At 58.2% G+C, this 20,765-nt stretch carries 19 protein-coding genes; 8 read left to right on the top strand and 11 right to left on the bottom strand.

Annotated features, from left to right (window positions below; translation table 11 throughout):
- Nucleotides 1-47: 47 nt before the first annotated feature.
- The gene (locus VN622_14465) at nucleotides 48-1,355 is read right to left on the bottom strand and encodes a glycosyltransferase family 39 protein (GenBank protein ID HWR37063.1); all 1,308 of its coding nucleotides are present in this window, start codon (nucleotides 1,353-1,355) and stop codon (nucleotides 48-50) included.
- 121 nt (nucleotides 1,356-1,476) lie between these two features.
- Complete coding sequence (locus VN622_14460; GenBank protein ID HWR37062.1) at nucleotides 1,477-2,673, bottom strand: ABC transporter permease; 1,197 nt, start codon at nucleotides 2,671-2,673, stop codon at nucleotides 1,477-1,479.
- 216 nt (nucleotides 2,674-2,889) lie between these two features.
- Here VN622_14460 and hpnJ point away from each other — a divergent pair, with 216 nt between their 5' ends.
- From hpnJ to VN622_14445, 3 genes are all read left to right on the top strand, one after another.
- The gene (gene hpnJ / locus VN622_14455; protein ID HWR37061.1) at nucleotides 2,890-4,428 is read left to right on the top strand and encodes a hopanoid biosynthesis associated radical SAM protein HpnJ; all 1,539 of its coding nucleotides are present in this window, start codon (nucleotides 2,890-2,892) and stop codon (nucleotides 4,426-4,428) included.
- A 137-nt stretch (nucleotides 4,429-4,565) separates the two neighbouring features.
- A complete protein-coding gene (locus VN622_14450; protein HWR37060.1) occupies nucleotides 4,566-5,012 on the top strand; it encodes an EamA family transporter in 447 nt (148 codons plus the stop codon).
- Nucleotides 5,009-5,404, top strand: coding sequence for an EamA family transporter (locus VN622_14445; GenBank protein ID HWR37059.1), 396 nt, complete (start codon nucleotides 5,009-5,011; stop codon nucleotides 5,402-5,404). Before VN622_14450 ends, VN622_14445 begins: the two co-directional genes overlap by 4 nt.
- A 153-nt stretch (nucleotides 5,405-5,557) precedes the next feature.
- On the opposite strand, the gene VN622_14440 is transcribed toward VN622_14445, so the two are convergent.
- The 9 genes from VN622_14440 to VN622_14400 form a co-directional block, all read right to left on the bottom strand.
- A complete protein-coding gene (locus VN622_14440; protein ID HWR37058.1) occupies nucleotides 5,558-6,535 on the bottom strand; it encodes a thioredoxin domain-containing protein in 978 nt (325 codons plus the stop codon).
- Nucleotides 6,536-6,566: 31 nt separating this feature from the next.
- On the bottom strand, nucleotides 6,567-8,207 hold the full coding sequence (locus VN622_14435; GenBank protein ID HWR37057.1) for an NAD+ synthase: 1,641 nt from the start codon (nucleotides 8,205-8,207) through the stop codon (nucleotides 6,567-6,569).
- Nucleotides 8,208-8,291: 84 nt separating this feature from the next.
- Nucleotides 8,292-9,314 carry a hypothetical protein gene (locus VN622_14430; protein ID HWR37056.1) on the bottom strand — a complete coding sequence of 341 codons (1,023 nt, stop codon included), beginning with the start codon at nucleotides 9,312-9,314 and terminating at the stop codon, nucleotides 8,292-8,294.
- A gap of 101 nt (nucleotides 9,315-9,415) precedes the next feature.
- Nucleotides 9,416-10,378, bottom strand: coding sequence for a type II CAAX endopeptidase family protein (locus VN622_14425; protein ID HWR37055.1), 963 nt, complete (start codon nucleotides 10,376-10,378; stop codon nucleotides 9,416-9,418).
- Nucleotides 10,375-11,445, bottom strand: a complete 1,071-nt coding sequence (locus VN622_14420; protein ID HWR37054.1) for a GHMP kinase — start codon at nucleotides 11,443-11,445, stop codon at nucleotides 10,375-10,377. Before VN622_14420 ends, VN622_14425 begins: the two co-directional genes overlap by 4 nt.
- A 36-nt stretch (nucleotides 11,446-11,481) precedes the next feature.
- Entirely contained in the window at nucleotides 11,482-12,900 is a 1,419-nt protein-coding gene (locus VN622_14415) for an aminotransferase class V-fold PLP-dependent enzyme (protein HWR37053.1), read from the bottom strand.
- A 404-nt stretch (nucleotides 12,901-13,304) separates the two neighbouring features.
- Nucleotides 13,305-14,324, bottom strand: coding sequence for a hypothetical protein (locus VN622_14410; GenBank protein ID HWR37052.1), 1,020 nt, complete (start codon nucleotides 14,322-14,324; stop codon nucleotides 13,305-13,307).
- Between the two features lie 189 nt (nucleotides 14,325-14,513).
- Nucleotides 14,514-15,143, bottom strand: coding sequence for an NADH-quinone oxidoreductase subunit B family protein (locus tag VN622_14405; GenBank protein HWR37051.1), 630 nt, complete (start codon nucleotides 15,141-15,143; stop codon nucleotides 14,514-14,516).
- 98 nt (nucleotides 15,144-15,241) lie between these two features.
- Nucleotides 15,242-16,264 (bottom strand): zinc-binding dehydrogenase, encoded by a 1,023-nt coding sequence (locus VN622_14400; protein ID HWR37050.1) that lies wholly within the window; start codon nucleotides 16,262-16,264, stop codon nucleotides 15,242-15,244.
- A gap of 123 nt (nucleotides 16,265-16,387) precedes the next feature.
- Here VN622_14400 and VN622_14395 point away from each other — a divergent pair, with 123 nt between their 5' ends.
- The 5 genes from VN622_14395 to VN622_14375 all read left to right on the top strand — a co-directional run bounded on the left by VN622_14395 (nucleotide 16,388) and on the right by VN622_14375 (nucleotide 20,726).
- The gene (locus VN622_14395) at nucleotides 16,388-17,191 is read left to right on the top strand and encodes an XdhC/CoxI family protein (protein HWR37049.1); all 804 of its coding nucleotides are present in this window, start codon (nucleotides 16,388-16,390) and stop codon (nucleotides 17,189-17,191) included.
- A gap of 113 nt (nucleotides 17,192-17,304) precedes the next feature.
- Nucleotides 17,305-18,363, top strand: a complete 1,059-nt coding sequence (locus tag VN622_14390) for a glycine cleavage T C-terminal barrel domain-containing protein (protein ID HWR37048.1) — start codon at nucleotides 17,305-17,307, stop codon at nucleotides 18,361-18,363.
- A gap of 10 nt (nucleotides 18,364-18,373) precedes the next feature.
- On the top strand, nucleotides 18,374-19,000 hold the full coding sequence (locus tag VN622_14385) for a DUF1844 domain-containing protein (GenBank protein ID HWR37047.1): 627 nt from the start codon (nucleotides 18,374-18,376) through the stop codon (nucleotides 18,998-19,000).
- Nucleotides 18,997-19,776, top strand: a complete 780-nt coding sequence (locus tag VN622_14380) for an MBL fold metallo-hydrolase (protein ID HWR37046.1) — start codon at nucleotides 18,997-18,999, stop codon at nucleotides 19,774-19,776. The genes VN622_14385 and VN622_14380 overlap by 4 nt, the downstream gene beginning before the upstream one ends.
- Nucleotides 19,776-20,726 carry a bifunctional riboflavin kinase/FAD synthetase gene (locus tag VN622_14375; GenBank protein HWR37045.1) on the top strand — a complete coding sequence of 317 codons (951 nt, stop codon included), beginning with the start codon at nucleotides 19,776-19,778 and terminating at the stop codon, nucleotides 20,724-20,726. Before VN622_14380 ends, VN622_14375 begins: the two co-directional genes overlap by 1 nt.
- Nucleotides 20,727-20,765 lie beyond the last annotated feature (39 nt).

Genomic DNA, 20,765 nt, shown 5'->3' with positions numbered 1-20,765 from the left:
AGCAGTGAGTAGTGTTTAGAAGCGCGAAGCCACTACCCACTGCTTCTTCAGTCTCCCGTGGCAATAAGCTCCTCGACGGCTTCGCCTTCTCGCGGCACAACGGCACGGCGCTCCATCCATTCCACGACCGCATAACCGCCCATGATCACGATCATCGGATCAATCGGGTGGCGATAATCCATGCTTGGATGCGTCAGGTAATAGATGAACGGGAATGCGATTACGAGCAGCAAGACGGGTGTGATCGACTCGCGATACCCATTCGACCACGCACGCTGGAGTCCCAGCAAAAGGAAGAGAGTTAAAGTCGTGGTAAAGAGGACATTCGGGATATGGAACGGTTCCTCATGCAAGAACTTCGGATCGAGCGTCCAGAAACCCGTCCACGTGTACACGAACCTCCGCACCGTAACCCAGGCGAAGAACGCGGGATGCGCTTTGATGAAGCCGATCACCTCGTGCTTCTTCGCTTCCATGTAGCCGAGCTCGCCAAGCCGGTTCCATTCCGCTCGCTCGATGATACTGTTGGATGGATGTGACGAGTCGGGAGTCACGTCGGAAGTGTCGCCGTTATTACCAACGTGAAGCTCCAGCCAGAAATTGTCGCGCAACGGGATGAACCTATGGAATGTCTCCCAGTTACGAAGCATCCACGGCGATAGCAACGCCCAGAAAAAGAGAGCGGCGACGGCAGCTTGCGGCAGCCACCCCACACCGCGTTTCTGATGCCGCCACGCGATCCACAAGCCAAGAAACGGTAATGCGCCGGTCAAAGCCGGGCTGACAAGCGCCCCCAAGCCCCACATAGCTCCCCAGCCAAGCCATTTTCCTAATGTGGGCTTCTCTTCCAACTCGAGAGTCAGGAGGAAGAGCAGCGTCATCAGCATCGTAGTTAGCGTGTTCTCCCAGACGCGTCCGGCGGAGAGATAGATGGAGTAGGGGAATACCGCCCAGGTCCAACCAGCGATTTTGGCCGTAGCCTCTCCGAACACGCGCAACGCAATCTTGTAGACAGCAGCGATGGTGACCACGCCGAAGATGCTGTTCAGAGTAAGGATGGCCCATATCGAAGCGGTGCTGAACAGGCCGAACAGCTTGAACATGGCAGCGAGAAGCAGCGGGTATCCTGGAGCCATCCACGCAGTGGAACCGCTGGGTTCAAAAAGCGGAGAGCTGAATCCCTGCCCGGCGTATAGCGAACGGGCGACTCGGCCCATCTCCCAACCAAACTTCCAGTGGTCGAGAATCGGATTCAAATGCATGCTGTACATGCACGCCACGACGATGATCCGGACAGCAAAGCCGGCCAGCATCATGGTCAACAGGGTGTTCCCAAAGCGGACGTATCTGCTCACGGTGCGCCTGCTCCGGTTGAGAGTCGATTTTCCAAGTAGATATCCGGCAGTATTCCTATTTTTAGATGCAAGCTCTTTGACCAGCTAACGCAAGCAATGGTTGCCGCGCCACTCGACAGTGCTATTCGTAACGTAGCGATTCAGTTGGCTGGAGTTTGGAGGCCCGGTTCGCAGGCAAGTAGCCGAACAGCACTCCTACTGCACACGAGACTGTGAATGCCACGATGATAGAAACCCAGGATATGGGAATCTTCATGGCAAACTCGGCTGGCATAAGTGCCTGGACGACAAACTTCACGCTGACCGCGATCATGATGCCGACAAACGCGCCAACACCGCTGATGATCAGTGCTTCGATCAGAAACTGATACAGGATTTCCTGGCGTTTGGCGCCCACGGCTTTGCGCAGACCGATCTCCCTGGTGCGCTCCGTCACCGTGACCAGCATGATGTTCATGATGCCAACGCCGCTGATGATTAGCGCGATGCAACCCACCAGCAGCAACACAGCCGTAAGGGCCATCGAAATCTTCCGGGCGGCGTCAAGTATCGAGGACAGGTTCTGGACTACGTATACCGCGCCGGGGCGATGGCGCGACTCGAGCACCCGCTTCACCTCGCGGGTGACTTCGGGCACGTCGTCAGCCGTCCGCGCCTGTGCGTACAGGACCTTCAGATACTCCTTCCCAGTGTAGTACTTAATGAGCGAGAACGGCACCACGACGGATTCGGAGGTGATCTCAGATTGTCCGAAAGTAGCTACACGTTCGCGGAATACTGCGATCACCGTGAATGTCAGCTCGCCGACCTTGAGTTCCTTGCCAACCATGTTCTCGTTCGGATAAAGATTGGCTAAGTCTTGCGTAATAAGGCAGGCCTTGCTTCCCGTCTCCATGTCGAGCTGATCGAAAAAGCGGCCTTTCAGTATCTGGAGATTGCGAATCTTTTGGAACCCCTGCGTGACCCCAATCAGCGATACAGGGCGCTCCCGTCCCTGCACTACGACCGCCATCTGCATATCGTGCACGCCGGAAACTTCAGAAACTTTGGGCAGAGCGCGTACGGCCTCCAGATCACCGAGGGAGATTTCGTCGGACACTACCCGGGTCTGGTTACCGCTCACATAGTACGCGTAAACCAGGTTGGAGCCGACACCCTCGATCTGAGCCAGAACGTAGGTTTTGCCGAGAAGCGCAATGGTCACGACGAGCACGATGCAGGCGCTGCCAATCACGACGCCAAGCATCGTAAGCGCTGCCTTCACTTTGTTCGCGCGTAGCGCTTCCAGCGCGACTCCCCATGTTTCTGTGCTGATCATCGATCCTGATTCCCGCCTCTAATATACAACCGCCGAAGAAGCGATCCGGGTGACGAGTTGTGTTCGGAGTCTTAAACTCCGCGACAGGCCCATGTAGCGTTAGGCGTGCATCGCCATTCAAATCAGCGCAATACCGTCCGCAATGCAATCGCCGCAGTCTGGCGCAAATGGTGTACCCCGGCGAAAGCCGGATGTTAGTATTACCCACTGGTCACTATGGCACCGCTAAAAACACTCTTCCTGAATCCACCCTCGTTCGAGAACTTCGACGGAGGCGCTAGCTCGCGCTGGCCTGCGACGCGCGAGATCGAGTCGTACTGGTATCCCGTGTGGCTGGCCTATCCGGCTGGCATGCTGGAAGGTTCTCGCCTGCTGGATGCTCCTCCTCACCATGTGAGCGCCGCCGAAACGATCGAGATTGGCAAGAGCTACGATTTCCTGGTGCTCTTCACCAGCACGCCGGGGTTCCCGGGCGACTGCAAACTGGCAGAAGCGATGAAGGCGGCGAACCCGAGCCTGAAGATCGCCTTTGTCGGGCCGCACGTGACTACGCTGTCGGAGCAGACGCTGAATGACTGCCAGGCCATCGACTTCATCGTACGTCGCGAGTTCGACTATGCGACGGTGGAGTTCGCTAACGGTAAACCGCTGGAAGAGATTCTTGGGGTTTCGTTCCGCAAGGACGGGCGCATCGTACACAATGCCGATCGTCCGGCGGTGGACGATCTCGACGCGCTGCCCGACGTGGTGGACGTTTACAGGCGTGACATGGACGTAACCCGCTACAACGTTCCGTTCCTGCTGTACCCGTTTGTGGCCTTGTATACGACGCGTGGCTGCCCTGCGCAGTGTACATTCTGCTTATGGCCGCAAACGCTGAGCGGACATCCATGGCGCAAACGCTCCAGTAACGCTGTCGCACGCGAGATGATGAAGGCCAAGGAGTACTGGCCGAACGTCAAGGAATTCTTCTTTGACGATGACACATTCAATATCCAGAAGGCTCGCACCATCGAGCTTTGCGCGGAGCTGAAGCCGCTGGGCCTTACGTGGTCATGCACCTCCCGCGTGACAACCGACTACGAGACTCTGAAGGCCATGAAAGAAGCCGGTTGCCGACTGCTGATCGTTGGCTACGAATCGGGCGACCCGCAAATTCTCAAGAACATCAAGAAGGGCGCCACGGTCGAGCGCGCACGCGACTTTACCCGCGACTGCAAGAAGCTCGGTCTGCTCATTCACGGCGATTTCATTCTCGGACTGCCGGGCGAGACCAAGGAAAGTATCCGCCGAACAATCGACTTCGCCAAGGAACTCGACGTGGATACCATACAGGTCTCCTTCGCGCACGCCTATCCGGGAACGGAGTTCTACGAATTCGCCAAGAAGAACGGGTTCATCGTCAATGAGCAGGAGATGGTGGACGCCGGCGGGCACCAGGTGGCGCACGTTGAATATCCGGGCCTGCCTCGCGACTATGTCATGGAGATGGTGCATCGCTTCTATGACGAATACTACTTCCGCCCTAAGGCGATTTTCCGCATCGTCAGGAAAGCGATCTTCAACTCCGAGGAGCGCAAGCGGTTGTACGTGGAAGCGAAGGCGTTTTTGAAGCTAAGAGCCGCGCGCAACAAGGCTGTAAAGGAGTTCCGCTCGAAGCAGGACTCCATGCCTGAACCAACACTGCCGCCGCCAAATCCGCTTCCCATTCTGCCGAACGACGCTGAAGCCAAGAACGAAACCGTCGAGGCCTGATTTTTTCCTAACAAAGCAAAAGCCTGCGCCATGCGCGGGCTTTTGCTTTTGCCCACTCCCATTGTTTTTATGTACAGCTTCTGGCATTGTTAGTCGCCTGTCGCTGCCATTGCTGCCTGCTTTGTTATCCTGTCTCGGTGACTCTTAGAAAATATCTCGTACTGCTCGCCATTGTTTTTTTCGGCGCTGCCGGCGATGTTCTGCTGTCGCACGGAATGCGCCAGGTTGGCGAGATTCATCTTGCCAATTGGCACGAGGCCGTTACCGCCGTCGCGAATCCCTCGATAACAATCGGAATCCTGTTCCTGATTGTGTACTTTGCCGCGTACCTCAGCGCGCTGTCGTGGGCCGACCTAACGTATGTGCTTCCAGCGACAGCGATTGGATACGTTGTCATCGCTCTCATGGCCCTCTACTTTCTGGACGAACGAATTAGCATGATGCGCTGGGCCGGCATCGTGCTCATTACGATCGGGGTGGGATTCGTCGCCATAGGCCCGTCGAAGACGCGCGATGTCCTGCCTGAGTCCGTGGCTGTCACGGGCGAACTTGCTGGTGATACCACCCCGGAGGGGAAAGCATGAGCGGCATCGACGCAAGAACCATCTACACGTGGTCGGCGATCATGTTTGTGGTGCTTACAACCACAGCCGGCGATGTGCTGCTTGCCGAGGCTATGCACCGCATCGGCGACCTCGGCGACTTTCGCAAACGTCACGGAATGCTTGCAGCCGCGCGGCGCGTCCTCGCCGATGGACGTTTCATGGTGGCGTTGTTCTTTATGGCCCTGTCGTTTTTCTTTTTATTGGTCGGGCTAAGCTGGGCAGACGTTTCGTTGGTAGTACCGGCGGCGGCGTCGCTCACATTCATAACGAATGCGCTCGCCGCCCGGGTATTTCTGCATGAAAAGGTGGACAAGCGCCGCTGGATCAGCGCACTATTCGTCGCGGCCGGAGTCGCGATGCTGGCCTACTAGACTGGTTGGCCGGCCACCTGCCACGTGCTAGAACAACCTTCCGAAACAGAAGAGAATCATCCTGAGCGACGCGAAGGATCTGGTTTCTTTCTAAACTAAGAAGATCCTTCGCGGCCCCCAAAATCTCGCGACTCAGAACGGCATCTCGCTCAGTTACTTCGTTGTCGCGCCAGTCTGGTGTGTCGCCATGAACTCGACGACGGCCTTCAGCATGTCATACGACGCGTTGTTGATGGACGAAATGCTACGTCCATTGACGAAGAGCGTCGGCGTTCCGGTCACACCGAGTTCCTGGGCGAGTTCGGCTCCACGCTTCATACGCTCCTCCGTTTCGGGAGCTTTAGCGCAGGCAGCGATGGCCGCCGGCTCCCCTCCGGACATCGTTATATAGCGATTTAACTTTTCGTCGACATTCGATTCCGTGATTTCGCCTTGATGCGCATACACTGCTCCAATGAAGGTCCAGGCGGCGTCATTGCTTTTCGTACGCAGCAGGCAATCGCTGTAGCGCGATGCTCGTCCGGCCCAAGGGTGAAGCTCTTCGAGCGGGAAGCTCTGGAATATGAGGCGGCTATTCGGCACTTCAGTTAACAGCTTTTCGATGGTGGGTTGCGCCTGTTTGCAGGCCGGACATTGCAGATCGCCAAATTCGACGATGGTAACCGCTGCGTCCTCGGGACCTTTGGACGGGCCGAATGCATGCTTCTGAAGCTGTGTTCGAGCTTCGGCAAATGGGTCGGGGCCGAAGGGCATGATGTCGCCCATGATCGCGTGATGGCCATCGCTGGAAACAAAGAAGCGCGTAAGCTGCTGGCCTTGGGGCGTGCTCACCACGACGGCAACTTCGGAAAGCCCCGCGGCTTTGGCTGGTTTGATTTCCGCAACTTTGAAGACCAGGTTGGGATCGTAGCCGAACATAGTCTTCAAGAAGGCATTGACGGTCTGCTCTGTCGGCATGCCTGCTGGTGCTTCAGCACTCTTCGCGTTTTCTGTCACCGCAGGCGCAGGTTGAGCCTTCTTCGTGGCAGTGGTGCGCTGGCGCGGCTTCGCGGTGGAGCTTCCCTGTTGTGCGGCGCACAAGCCAGTTGCAAGAAATGCACAGAGCAGAACTCGAATTGCTGCTTTCATCATCGCCTCTCTTGATGAGTAATATTTGCTGCCGCTAGACCTCGTGGCGCGCTGCGATCGGGAAACGCCTCCCGACGCCGAATGCCTTTGCAGAAATCCTGATGCCCGGCGCGGCCTGCTGCCGTTTGTACTCGGATCGTTCCACCATGCGGATGACACTGCGTACGAGCATCACATCATAGCCGTGCTCGCAGGCGATCTGCTCGGCTGACCTGGAGTCCTCAACGTAATCTTCCAGAATCGTATCAAGAACCTCGTAATCCGGGAGTGAATCGCTGTCCTTCTGATCCGGGCGCAACTCGGCAGAAGGAGGCTTCTCCATCGTCGCTTTCGGAATCACTTTTCTGCTCTGGTTCAGATACTCGCAGATGCGATACACGAGCGTCTTGGGAACATCGGAAATGACCGCGAGTCCACCGACCATGTCGCCGTACAGAGTGCAATACCCGACGCCAAGCTCAGACTTGTTGCCCGTTGATAACACCAGCGCCCCAAACTTGTTCGACATCGCCATGAGCAGATTACCGCGAATGCGCGCTTGCAGATTTTCTTCCGTTACATCCTGCGGGAATCCCTCAAACATGGGCTGGAGTGCGCCGCGATATGTCTCGAATACCTGGCCGATCTCGATCAGCTCAAACCGGATGCCGAGGTTAGCCGCAAGCTGTCGGGCGTCGTCGATGCTGCCTTGCGACGAGTACGGGCCGGGCATACCGACGCCAATGACGTTGTGCTTATCCAAGGCATCCGCCGCGATGGCCGCCGTGAGTGCCGAATCAATGCCGCCGCTAAGCCCAATGATGGCTTGCCGAAAACCGCATTTGCGCACATAGTCGCGTGTGCCGAGCACCAGTGCTGCGTAGGCGCTCGCCTCAGTACCGCAGATCTGTTCATGCACGTCGCCGGTGAGCGACTCGGTGTCAAACAAGACGAGGTCCTCTTCAAAGGGCCTTGCCTGTGCAATCACACGCCCATCCGGCGCGATGGCGATGCTGGAGCCGTCGAACACCAGGCTGTCATTGCCGCCGACCTGGTTGACCATGGCGACCGGAATCTTGTGGCTGCGGGCAAGAGCCGCCAGCATGTTGCAACGCAATTCAGGTTTGCCGAGATTGAAGGGCGAAGCGGAGATGTTGAGCAGCACTTCCCCGCCCTCTGCTATCAGCTCATCCACGGGATCGATTCCGTAAAGGCGGCGGTTCCAGAAGTGCTTATCATTCCATGCGTCTTCACAAATCGTGAGTGCAACTCTCCTGCCGTCAAAAGAAAACAGCTCTTGCCGCTCTGCTGCGGCGAAGTTGCGCATCTCGTCAAAGACGTCGTAGGTGGGCAGCAGTCGCTTGGATTGGACAAACTCGATGCGTCCATTGCGCAGGAAGGCCGCCGAGTTCATGACGGACTTGCCGGTTTCGGCCTTCGCCGGACTTACAAATCCGCACACAACAGCGATGCCTTGGGTCCTGGCAGCAATCTCCTCGACAACATGCTGATTGCGCGCGACGAAAGAGGCCTTCTCTACCAGGTCGCGCGGCGGGTAGCCGCAGACCGCTAGCTCAGGAAAAAGAATAAGCTCGGCTCCGGCAGAACGAGCAGTCTGTGCGAACTCCACGACCTTGGCTGCGTTACCGGTGAAGTCACCGACTGTAGTGTTGATCTGACCGAGCGCAATCTTCACACTGCAAGTGTAAAGCCCGCAGCCACGCACGCCAAGCGCACGGTTGCGGGCCAGAAATTCAAATCGAAATCAACCGTCACATGGCTAGCGCGGCGGCAGTCCGACTCCGCCGCCCGGCGGCATTGGCGATCCTGAGCTGGCGTCTGGTACGCCTGTAGGCATGCTGGTCGGGCTACGTGGTTCTTTCGGGGCGCCGTCAACGGGCAAGCGAGCGCCACTGCCACTTGGAGCCGCAGGCTGTTCGCCGGGACGCATGAGTGTGGGTCCCGTCTTCTTCTGCTCCTCTTTCTCTTCCTTCTTGGCGAGCGTAGAGATTCCGGCGTTCGCATCGAATTCCCGGTCGGTACGCACGATCTTCTCGCCGTCCACCTTCATAAGTTCGATACGAACGACCTCGTCACCCTGGAAGCGGATGAACTCCACGTCATTTGGCGGCTCGCCATAGATCCACTCCTCGTAGTCGGTAGCCCCCTCGCGCTCACGATGCTTGCGCGGCGGACGCCCCTTGGCGTAAGTAACCATCTCACGGTCCATGCCTACGAGCGCATGGTGATTCTTGATGGCTTCCTGGAGTTTGGGCGGAAGCGTTTTCTGGTAAGCCTCGGCCTGCGTGCGAGCGTTGAAGTCCAGCACCGGTGCCAACAGATCCTTCACCTGCGCGGACGTGAGGTCCGGCACGTAATCCTTGAAGGCGAGAAGCACGTAGGAGCCGCGCGCGTTCAGGTTCTCATTGTTCGGATCTCGATCTGCCGGGGCGCGGGTGCCTCCGATGGACGAAACCTCTATTCGCTCGTACCACTTCTTTTTCTTAACCGGCCCACCGTTCAGTTCGAAGAGGATGCCCTTCTTCACGAACCGAACCGAAGTTATACGCACACGATCGCCGGGCTTGGCGGCCGGCCCGAAGTTGCTTATTAGCTGACGTACTTCAGCTTCAGAAGGCGTGATGACGCCCTCTTCGATGCGCAAACCCACCTTGCCTATGGGGAAGAATGTTTTAACGAACACAGCTTCCGCATTGAAGTCGCGAATGAGTTGCTTGCGCGTGTCATCACTTATTTTGGGCTTGTCGGCAGCCTGGGCGAGGGCTGACAGAAGCAGTATCATGACCGCAAGACGTAGACAACTGGGACGCGGATTCATGGGAACACCTGATGTCGTATCCGGATTATATGCCCGTCGACAACCAGCAGCACCCGGACTTGTGATTAGATGCCGGGACGCCAAGTGTCGGAACTGAACTCTCCAGCCTCAGCCACGAGGGGTGCCGCTGCCGGTTCAGCGAGTTGGGCAGGCGCACGCTGTGGCATTGCCATGATCACGCCGAGCCCAATCAAGATTACAACCGCCCCTGTAAGGCTAGCCTCAATGCCATACCCCCCGCCAGTGAGCAGTTTGGGGCCGCTGGCCTGGGTCCTCACGATGAAGGAGAAATCGCGCAACCCGCTGACCGGAAGGCCAAAGAGCACGCCAAGGCTGAAGTTCCACGCAAAATGCAGACCCCAGGGTAACCAAAGACTTCCAAACCGCAGGTAAGCAATTGCGAACAGGACGCCCACGGCGATGGTGTTGAACATACCCCAGCTCAGGATGCCTCCGGCATTGGGATTGCCCAGGTGAGCAGCACCAAACAGCACGGAAAAGACCAGGATAGCGCCGGTCGCACCCGTCGATTCGACAAGACGCTGAAATGGATACCCACGGAACATCAACTCTTCAAGCAGGGCACCGGCCAGCAGCAGGACGATGACGGCCATTCCGCGCCGAAGCGTTGAAGCATTGAGAACCGTTCTGAATTCCAAGTCTCCAAATGCGGCGATCGCCAGCACTGCCAACGCAATCATGCCGAAGCCCAATGCAGCGCCTATCACGAAGTCCTTGCCCGCCCGTCTGCCGAGCGGAAGACCCATATTCGCCAATGGGCTGCCCTGCGCATGGTCGAAATGCCGCAGCATGAAGGCAAAACCAACGAATAGCAGCACGGTCGAAAACAGCCGGTAAAGCATGTCGGCAATGAGCGGATGCCCAAACGCCACCCCGAAGCCCAGAAGGCCCCCGGCCAGGTTCGCTAAGACGACGAGTACGGCAGCGATAACAAACCGCCAGACGGGGCGTAGACGCCCGTCCGCCAAGGTAAAGAAGCCACCATCCATTGCAAGTTCAGAGTTCATGGCTTTTGCTGAGATGCGGTTGCAAGTTTTCCTGCTTCGATCGTGAGGCCTTCGCGTGCTACGCGAAACGGCAGTACCTGCCCGCCATTGTCGCGCAAGGTCTGGACCACGCGCTCGCGAGAATCTTCCTCGGCGAGAAATACGACGCAACCTCCACCGCCGGCGCCGCATACCTTGGCGGCGTGTGCACCGTTCTTGCGTGCCGCGGTGATCAGGCGGTCGATCAGGGAAGTCGTGATGTTTGGTGCGTTCGTCTTTCGCAGCTTCCACTCCTCGCGGAGCAGGCGGGCAACTTCGCTCCAATCGGCGTCGCTCAGCGCTTGGTGCATGGCACAGGCGATCTGCGTAATCTGCTCGAAATTGCGGAAGACGCGGCGGTCGCCGTCGATGTGCGCCTTGAAAACTTCCCAGTTGTTGATTCCTGACTGGCGCGGCGCTCCCGTGTAAGCGATGACGAAGCGGCTCTCAATCTCTTCCGGTGAAATGGGCACAACTTCGCGATGAATGCCGTCGACATTGAGCTGGATCGCGCTCACGCCGCCGTACAGCGCAGGATAGTAATCCTGACAACCGGTTGGAACCTTGATGAGCTGCGCTTCCACATTCTGTGCTATAACGCGCGTCTCCTCCAGCGAGAGCTTGCGTCCGGTGTACCGCGCCAGCGCAGCTGTAGTAGCAATCATCATGGCCGAGGAGCCGGAAATTCCCGCACCAGCAGGAGACTCGGAGTGCGTCTCCATCGTGAAGCCGCCTTCGGGCGCGAAAAAGCGCACGAGGTAGGCCGCAAGCGGATGGGCAAACGTCTTCGCGCCGCAGAGGTCATCGAAGTCGCGGAAGGATTCCTCCCGTCCCGTGTCGATCGAACGAAGGTTAATGCGCTTGCCGGCCGAAGGCTTAATGCGGCATCGCGTAAGGATACTCAGCGCAAAGTTCACCGTCACTGCGCCGGGGTGGTATAGGTACAAGGGCCAGATATCGACCGTGCCGCCGGCAAGGTCCACGCGGCAAGGGGCGTGCGCTATGACTCCGCTAGAGTTACGTTCTGCTGCGTTGTTGGTACGCGCCATAAAGAATTTCTATCATCCCCTGCGTTGCCTGGAAACTCAGGCTCGCATCACTTCCGCCGCTGCTGCCAGCGTTTCACTAATCACCAGATCGACGTCTGACGCGGTCGCACGGTGGTTCACGATGCAGGCGCGCAGGACGAACCTGGTGTCGATCGTCGCATTCGAAATGTACACGCGTCCACGCGCAATGATGCGCCGAAGTAACGCCGCATTGATTCGGTTCAGTTCATCTTCCGGCAGTGGCAAGTTTTCTCCACCCGTGAAGCGGAAGCACACTGCGCTGAGTTCAACCGGAGCCATCATTTCGAGTGCCGGATGTGCACGGATGGAGTCTTCCAGGTGGCGAGCCAATTCCATATCTCTCGCAATCGAGGCGCGGAAGGCGTCCATTCCGTGATAGCGCAAGGATAGCCAAATCTTCAACGCACGGAAGCGGCGCGACAGTTCCATCGATTCCTCGAAAAAGGCAAAGCCCTCTATTGGATCGGACGACAGTGCTCGCGCATAATCGCCCGAGTGCGAGAACGCCTTCTGCGCCGCGACTGGGTCGCGATACAACAAGCAGCCACAGTCAACCGGCTGATAGAGCCACTTATGCGCGTCGAGCGAAAGCGAATCGGCCAGGTCGAGACCGTCGAACTTCTCCGGCGCAGCCATGGCCGCGAGGACGCCATAAGCTCCATCCACGTGGAACCACGCGCCGTGCTGGTGGGCAATCTCACCGATGTCGCGAAGTGGATCGATGCTGCCCGTGCTCACCGTTCCTCCCGAACCTATGACAGCGATCGGCCGGTATCCGCCCTTCACGTCCTGCGAGATAGCCTCCGCAAGCGCCTCCGGGATCATGCGGAAGTTATCGTCGACTGCAACCAGGCGCAGGGATTTGTGGCCGAGTCCGAGGAGCGCAATCGCTTTCGGGATCGACATATGCGCTTCCGTGGAAGCGTAGAACGTTCCGGGCTGCACACCCGTGTCATTCGCCGGTGCCTTGGCTTCTCGCGCCATGGCAAGGCCCATCAGGTTGGCTGACGAACCGCCGCCGGTCAGGCTGCCAGTGTACCCGGGGCAGCCGATAGCCTCCGCAAGCCAGCGAACGACCGTCCGCTCGATGGTTACAGCCGCTGGCGCAGAACGCCACGCGGTGACGTTCTGGTTCAGAACGCTGGCAAGCATATCGCCAAGCGCCGCAACCGGCTCACCGGAGCCGAGCACGTAACCATAGAACCGCGGACTGGGCGGGCGCGAGTGTGCGACCACGGCTTCCAGTGCGTCGAAGGCGGACGCGCCAAGACCTTGCGCGGGTGCGGGGCCGTCGAAAGCTTCGAGCGTGCGCGCACCGTTGGTGGCCGGAAACGTTGGCAACTCGTTCAATTGCTCCAGTTCACGTGCGGCTAAGTCGGTGACGCGCTCGGCAAGTTGCCGGAATTCGGCGGGTGTTACAGGAAGTCTGCTCATGAATCTGCCACACCTCTGTCTACACATCTAATGATTGCGACACGCCAACACTGCTGCGTTGGATGGAGGCGCTCCATAGTAGCACCGCGCTCCAACAGCTGCCCTACCTGCATTTCGCATACACAAATATGCGCGGCCCGGTGGCCGCGCACAGGTGCCTGAAGTTGTGAAGGTGCAAACACTCGGATCCAGCCGCCTGCTCGCGAATCGTTTGGCGTCTGACGTATGACGACTGTTTATTTGTTGTCTTCCTGAGCGGAGCGACGAAGTCGCGCAGTCGAAGGACCCCTTTCATCTGCACACCGAGCTGGCAAAAGGAATCCTTCGACTCGGGCTTACGCCCTCGCTCAGGAAGACAAAAACCTAGTCAGGTTAGCTGACTAAGGAGCTCAGGGCTTAGCAGCTCAGTAGCTCAGTGGCTTAGCAGCTCCTACCGTGGCGTCAGCGTTTTGGACGCGCTGCTGTGCTGCAGCATTGTCCAATTGACGCAGAATGAGCAGCTTCGACCGTCCTTCGCGACCGCCAGGCATGTAAATCAGGCTCTTCTGCGGATCGAAAGCCAGCGTGTGACCCTTCACGTCCGTAGACATTTCGTCTCGTGCGGCCAGCCTGGAATCGGCGCTCATGGTGAAGATTGCTCCACTCCCGGCAGCCATTAGAGTTCGGCTCGCGTTATCCAGCCAAAGCATGTCAATGCCAGCCGGGGCCGCTACACGCGCATTCTCCACACCCGTGTCGGCATTCAACGAGAGCACGGCCGAACGAACTGCGACGTAAATGCGGTCGAGCTTCTGGTCATAAACAATGCCTGTGGGCTGCGAGGCGGTCAAAGGAAAGCGCTTTACGATCTTCAGTGTGGGATCGAGCGCAACAACCTGCTTCTTGTCCTGGAGCGTTACGTACAGAAGCTCGCGTGCTGGATCCGATGCGAGGTAGGCTGGATGCCCGTCCAACTGCACAGAGCCGAGTTCGCGGTTCGCTGCCAGATCGACGGCCATAAGCGACTGCTTCAGTCCAGCGACGACGTAAAGACGCTTGGAACCGGGGACCAGCAGCAGCGACTCAGGCGCAACGCTGATCTGGATGATATCCTCCACCTTCCAACCGTCAAATGAGACAGCAACGATCGAGTTCGAGCCGGCATTGCCGATATACAGCTTCCCTGCTTGTTCATCAACGGCTATGCCGCGAGGCTGTGCCATGTTGGTGATGTGCGCTACGAGACGACGCTTAACTGGATCGAAAATGTCGACCGTGCCAGCGCCGGCATGAGTCATCACCAGCATGCCATTAGCAAAGGCGAGTTCATCGAAACCGGGCCGCCCGGGGATGTCTATGATTGCGACCTGGCGTAGCGCCGCTGCCTCAGCGCCGACACACAGCAGCATTACAACTAATAAGGCAAGAAGCGTGGCTCTATGCATTAGGGTCTCGGAGCCGTCAAGCCGTGGCGGGATGCGCGGCACAATCCGGCTTTTGCTTCCACTAAGATGCGAAACAGAACAGTTCTGCTGCCTCTGCGGAACGAGTCGCTGATGCAGCAAATGGAGTTCGCCTGCAAACAAAAGCACCGGCCGAAGCCGGTGCATCGCATCTACGCTGTAGATGATTGGCTATTCCAGATTCATGACGCGCTTGAACGAACCGCGCTCGTTCTGAATTTTCTTCTGCAAGAGCGTGATGGCGTAGATAAGCTGCTCCGGACGCGGGGGGCAACCGGGCACGTACACGTCGACAGGTATCCACTGATTGACGCCCTGCACGACAGCGTAGTTGTTGAACACTCCGCCCGACGTTGCACACGCGCCCATGGAGATGACCCACTTAGGCTCCGGCATCTGTTGGTACAGTTGACGAATCACCGGCGCCATTTTCTGCGAAACGCGGCCTGCGATAATCATGAGATCGGATTGGCGCGGCGAGGGACGAAACACCTCGGAGCCGAAACGCGCGAGGTCGAAGCGCCCGGCACCCGTAGCCATCATCTCGATAGCGCAGCAGGCGAGGCCGAATGTCATTGGCCAAATGGAATTCTTGCGTACCCAGTTCACGGCGTTGTCGAGCGTTGTGAGGACAATCCCTTCCTGCTCAGGGTTCCCGCCGTAGGCGAGCGTCGCAATCCGCCCCGTACTCTGCGGGTCGCCCGCGAGGTCCGCAAAACGCTGTGACCCTGTCACGTTGTCCTGGGAGGGGGTCAGTGTGCTCTCAACTGCCTTTTCAATTCGCTCTCTGCCGGTATCCATGTCAGACCTATTCTAATTGCCTCTACCGATTTGATGCCAGCTTCGTGTACGGGTCGCAGGAAAGCCACGCCAGGAACTGCCTCACAGCCGTCAAAACCTCACGGGTTGAGGACAACCTTACCGAACATATTGCTCTTGGCAAGATGTTCGTGTGCCGCAGCAGCTTGTTGCAGCGGGAAGCTTCTGTCGAAGACTGGCTTCAGCCGTCCTGCAAAGACGTGGTCCATCACTTCGTAGAAGTCTCCCATGTTGCCCATGAAGGAGCCCAGGAACGACGTCTGTCGTGAAAACAGCGAACGTATGTCGAAGATGGCATCGCCGCCGGTTGTTGCGCCACAGGTCACAATCGTGCCTCCCGGCCGCAGCGAACGCATACTTTCCATCCACGTCGCCTGCCCCACGTGCTCCAGAACCACATCGACGCCCTGCTTCGCCGTGATCTTCTTCACTTCGTCCGAGATCTTCTGCTTGTAGTGATTGATAGTGTAGTCGGCGCCGATTTCGCGCGCGCGCTCGAGCTTGTACTCATTTCCGGCTGTAGTGATGACGCTGCAATTGAAGAGCTTCGCAATCTGTATTGCCGCCGACCCTACGCCGGAACCAGCTCCCAGCACGAGCACGGTCTGTCCCGGCTGAATCTTCGCGCGCCCGATCAGCATATGCCATGCAGTTAGAAACACTAGCGGAACGCTGGCAGCTTCGTCATAAGTCATCTCTGGAGGAATCGGGAGCACGTTGACACGCTGGATGGCAATCAGTTCGCAATCCCCTCCGGGCACGCGATATCCGATTACGCTGAACTGCGGGCAGAAGTTCTGCTGCCCGCTGACACACTTCTTGCAAACGCCGCAGAAAACCATCGGCGCAAGCAGGACGCGAGTGCCAGGTTTCACATCCGTTACGTACTCACCAACTTCGACCACGTCGCCTGAAATGTCGCTGCCCGGAATGTGCGGGAGCATGATCCCTGGCACGCCCTGCCGCACAAACAGGTCGAGATGATTCAGCGCGCAGGCTTTGACGCGCACGAGAACCTGGTCTTTGCGCACAACCGGATCGGGTACGTCTTCGTACTTCAGAACTTCGGGGCCGCCATGTTCGTGGAATCGGATCGCTTTCATTCAAGACTCTCCGGAGCGCCAATCAATTTAACAGAACTCAAGGCGCAAAGGCTCGCCAGTCTCACTTGCGCCCTGCACCCCGCAACTTGTACCTTCTACTCGATGGGTATTTACGAGGAAATCGTGGCGCTGCGGAGCGCTGGACACAAAAGCGCGCTGGCGACCATCATCAACGTGCGCGGCTCGATCCCGTCATTCCAGACGGCGAAGATGCTGGTCCGCGACGATGGTTCTATCGTGGGCACGATTGGCGGAGGGTGCGTCGAGGCAGAGGTTTGGCAGGCTGCCCGGGAAGTGATGGAAGAGGAAAAGCCGCGCTCGCTGACCTTCAACCTGAATAACAATCCAACTTACGATACCGGCCTGGTCTGCGGCGGCACACTGGAGGTCTTTATCGAACCCGTACTGCCGGTTTCGCAGCTATTCATCTTTGGCGCAGGACACGTTGCCCAAAATCTATCAAAGGTGGCTCACGTCGCGGGCTTCGAAGTCACGGTCGTGGATGACCGCGAGACTTACGCAAATCGCGAACGCTTCCCCGAAGCTACCGCGGTGATTGCTGACGATTTCGAGAAGGCTCTGCCGGGGCTCAACATGAACGAGTCAGCCTTTATCGTCGTCGTTACGCGCGGACATCGCGACGATATGCGCGTGCTGCGTTGGGCCGTGGATACCCCGGCGCGCTACATAGGCATGATCGGTTCGCGGCGCAAGGTGATCACGATTTACAAGGAATTGGAAAACGAGGGCATTGCGCCGGAAAAATTCGAACGCGTTAACGCGCCTGTAGGCATTGAGATTGGGGCCGTGACTCCCGAAGAAATTGCAGTCGCCATCGTTGCCGAGATGATCGCCGTGCGCCGCAAGGTGGATATCGGCAATATGAGTAAACGGTACACGAGGGAAACCCACCCGCAATCGAAGTAACTGTTGCGGCGAACTCGCTCCGAAATGTTCGGACCGGAAGGCCGCGGCCATTGTGGAACTATCAGTGAACTCGCCAGAGTTGCCGTTATTGTCCGCTATAATCGAAGACCGGTATGACCTCGATCACGCTACAAGAAAAGCTTTCTGCCAGCGGCGCCCATCTCGGCGACTACGCAGGCGCTCGCACGCCTGTTCACTTCGGTGATGCGCCGGCTGAGTTCGACGAGGTGTTGAACGGCTGTGGTGTCTTCGACCTGGGATGGCGCGGCAAGCTGATCGTGAGTGGTGAGGACCGCGTGCGATGGCTCAATGGCATGGTCACGAACAACATTCGCGACCAGCATCTGAACCATGGAAATTACAACTTCCTGCTCAATCCGCAAGGGCGCATACAGGGCGACATGGTCGTCTACAACCGTGGAGAGCACCTGCTCGTTTCTACAGAAATCTGGCAGGTGCCGAAGATCACGGAGACTTTCGAGCACTTCATCATCATGGACGATGTTGAGGTCAGCAACATCAGCGACAAGCTTGCATCGCTGGGCATCGCCGGCCCGCAATCGAGGGAGCGGCTGGCGCGTGCTGGCTGCACGGTTCCTCCACTCGATAACCTTCAAGTGGTCGATACCGAGTGGCATGGAATTGGCGTCTCGATCGCACGCGGGATAAGCAGCCGCGCAGACTCTTACGAGATATGGCTCCAGCCCGCGAACGCTGTGCTTGTTTGGGATGCGCTCACCGAGGCCGGTGCCGTGCCGGTCGGCTCGCAGGCACTGAACTGGCTTCGCATCGTGAGCGGGACGCCTCGGTTCGGTGTTGATATCGGCGAGCGCGACCTTCCCCAGGAAACAGGACAGTCGCACGCGCTGAATTTTGCCAAGGGCTGCTACGTGGGACAGGAGATCGTAGAGCGCATCCGTTCCCGCGGCAGCGTCCACCGCACGTTTGCGGGGTTTGAAGTTCAGGGTGCGCCCCCGGACCACGGCACCAAAATCAGTGTTAGTGAAAAGCAAGTAGGCGAGATCACGAGCGCGGCAACGGTCCCGTTCTCAACCGGCGACCGAACGCTTGCGCTGGGATATATCCGTCGCGAGAACGCCGCGCCTGGATCCGAATTGCAGGCAGGCGATACGAGACTTCAGGTTTCAGCTTTGCCGTTCAATTTGCAGTGAGCGATTCCGTATGCCAAAAAACGATAAAAACTCCGAATTCGTGGTCACCGATCGTCGCAAGTTCACCCTGGAAGGCGAACTGAAGCCGGGCTCCGAAATCTCTGAGGAGCCGGAGCAGACAGCCGCCCCCGAACCTCCCATCGCACCCGAACCGCCGAAGAGTGAGCCTCCAGCGGCGCCGCCTGAAGGAGAACTCGCGGAAGGACCATCGGCGGAAGAACGCGACGCGCAGCTCTCCAGGTACACCGAGCGCACCAGGTCACTCGACCAGCATCTGCAAATGGAACTTAACGCGCGTGGCGGCGGCCGCAATGTGCAGGATTTCGAGATGACGTTTGAGAAGTTCGTCGCCTCGATCTACATGACCGCCCTGATGCAGCTCGGACTCGTGCAGGAACAGGGCATGCAAGAACAAGGCATGCCACCCCGTGCGGACCTGATCGGCGCGCGCCAGACGATCGACACGCTGGCCATCATGGCCGAGAAAACCAAGGGTAATCTGACATCACGCGAAGACATCATGCTACAGAATTGTCTGTATGAGTTGCGCATGGCCTATCTCGAGATCACCAGCGCCATCACGAGACCCCCGCAGGCTCCGATGCCGCCGGATCCCTTGGCCGGCTTTAAGAAATGAACGCAACCCTCACGGTGCTCGGTAGCGGCACCTCCATGGGTGTGCCCACGATCGGCTGTGATTGCCTCGTATGCACGTCCACGGACCCGCACGACCGGAGAACCCGCCCTTCAGTCATGATCGAGTGGGACGGTCACCGTGTGCTCATCGACACCACGCCGGACTTCCGCGAGCAGGCCTTGCGCGAGGGCATCAATCGGATTGATGCCGTGCTGTACACCCACGGTCATGCCGATCACATTCTCGGACTTGACGACCTGCGTCCACTCAGTTTCCCGCGCGTCACAGGCGGAGGCAAGCTGCCACTCTACGCAAACCACCAGACGCAACGTGTCCTGCGCTCGGTCTTCAAGTATGTCTTCGACGCCGACTACAAGTACGGCGGTCTGGCGCAAGTGGAACTGCTCGATATCGACTCGACGATTGAAGTTTGCGGGAAACAGTTCACGCCCGTGGTCGTGCTCCATGGGGACAACGAGATCTTCGGCTACCGCTTCGGGAGCGCGGCCTATCTCACCGATTTCAGCGTGGTGCCCGAGCAATCATTGAGCGCGCTACAGGGGCTCGATATCCTGTTCCTGGATGCGTTGCGCTATAAGCCTCATCCAACACATTCCACAATCGAGAAGTCATTGCGAATCGTGGAGCGCCTGAAACCGCAGCGTACTTTCTTTACGCATATAGCGCACGACCTTCCACACGAAGAGACCAACCGCGCACTGCCGGACAATGTTCGCCTCGCCTACGACGGGCTAAGGCTCGAGTTCGAGTTGTGATGCAGGTCTTCCGCAAACTCGACGAAGTGCCGGCAGACTTTGGCCCGAGCGTGCTCACGGTCGGCAACTTCGACGGCGTGCACAAGGCGCATCAGTACGTGCTGCATCGCATCGTAGAGCGCGCCAGAGAGATCGGCGCCAAGGCCGTGGTACTGACCTTCGATCCGCACCCAGTACGCATTCTGCGTCCGCGGGAAGCGCCTCCGCTCATCACGCCGATGCCGCACAAGTTGCGCCTGTTGGAGGAGATCGGGATCGACGCAATCGTCGTGCTTCCCTTCTCGCGTGATCTCTCGATGATGCCGCCGTTCGAGTTCGCCGAAGAGATACTGGCGACTGCCCTGCACGCAATCGAGGTACATGAAGGATTCAATTTCCGATTCGGACACAAGGCCGAAGGCGACGCGAACCGGTTGCTGGAATTCGGGCACAAGCTCGGATTTGAAGTACATATCTACAACGCGATGAAGGTTCGGGGACACGTTGTTTCCAGCAGCGAGGTTCGGAAGCTCGTGCAGGCTGGCGACATGGATCGCACGCGCAGGCTGCTCGGACGTCCCTTCACTGTCTTTTCAACCCCAGGGCGCGGACGCGGGTACGGACACCGCTATACGGTGCCGACCATCAACCTGAGCCGCTACGACGAACTGGTTCCGAAGGACGGCGTTTATATCAGCCGAATCGGCGTCGCCGACGAGGTTTTCGATTCCGTAACCAACGTTGGCATGCGACCGACATTCGGCGATGACGGTTTCGCGATTGAGACACACATCCTGAACTTTCATCCAATCGAGCTGACGGCGCAGACGGAGGTCGAACTGCTGTTCCTGAAGCGTCTCCGTGACGAGGTGAAGTTTCCTTCTACAGATGCGTTGAAGGAGCAGATCGGGCGCGACGTCGCCAAAGCGCAGCGTTTCTTTCACCTACTCGAGCGCTTTGCCCATCAGTGATGCGACGGCTGGGCTTTTGCTGGCTGTTGCGTGTACAGC

The organism is Clostridia bacterium (genome assembly GCA_035561135.1).
Classification (GTDB): Bacteria; Acidobacteriota; Terriglobia; order Terriglobales; family Acidobacteriaceae; genus DATMYA01.
The sequence above is the reverse complement of the archived record's forward strand: the minus strand, read 5'-3'. Positions and strand labels throughout refer to the sequence as shown.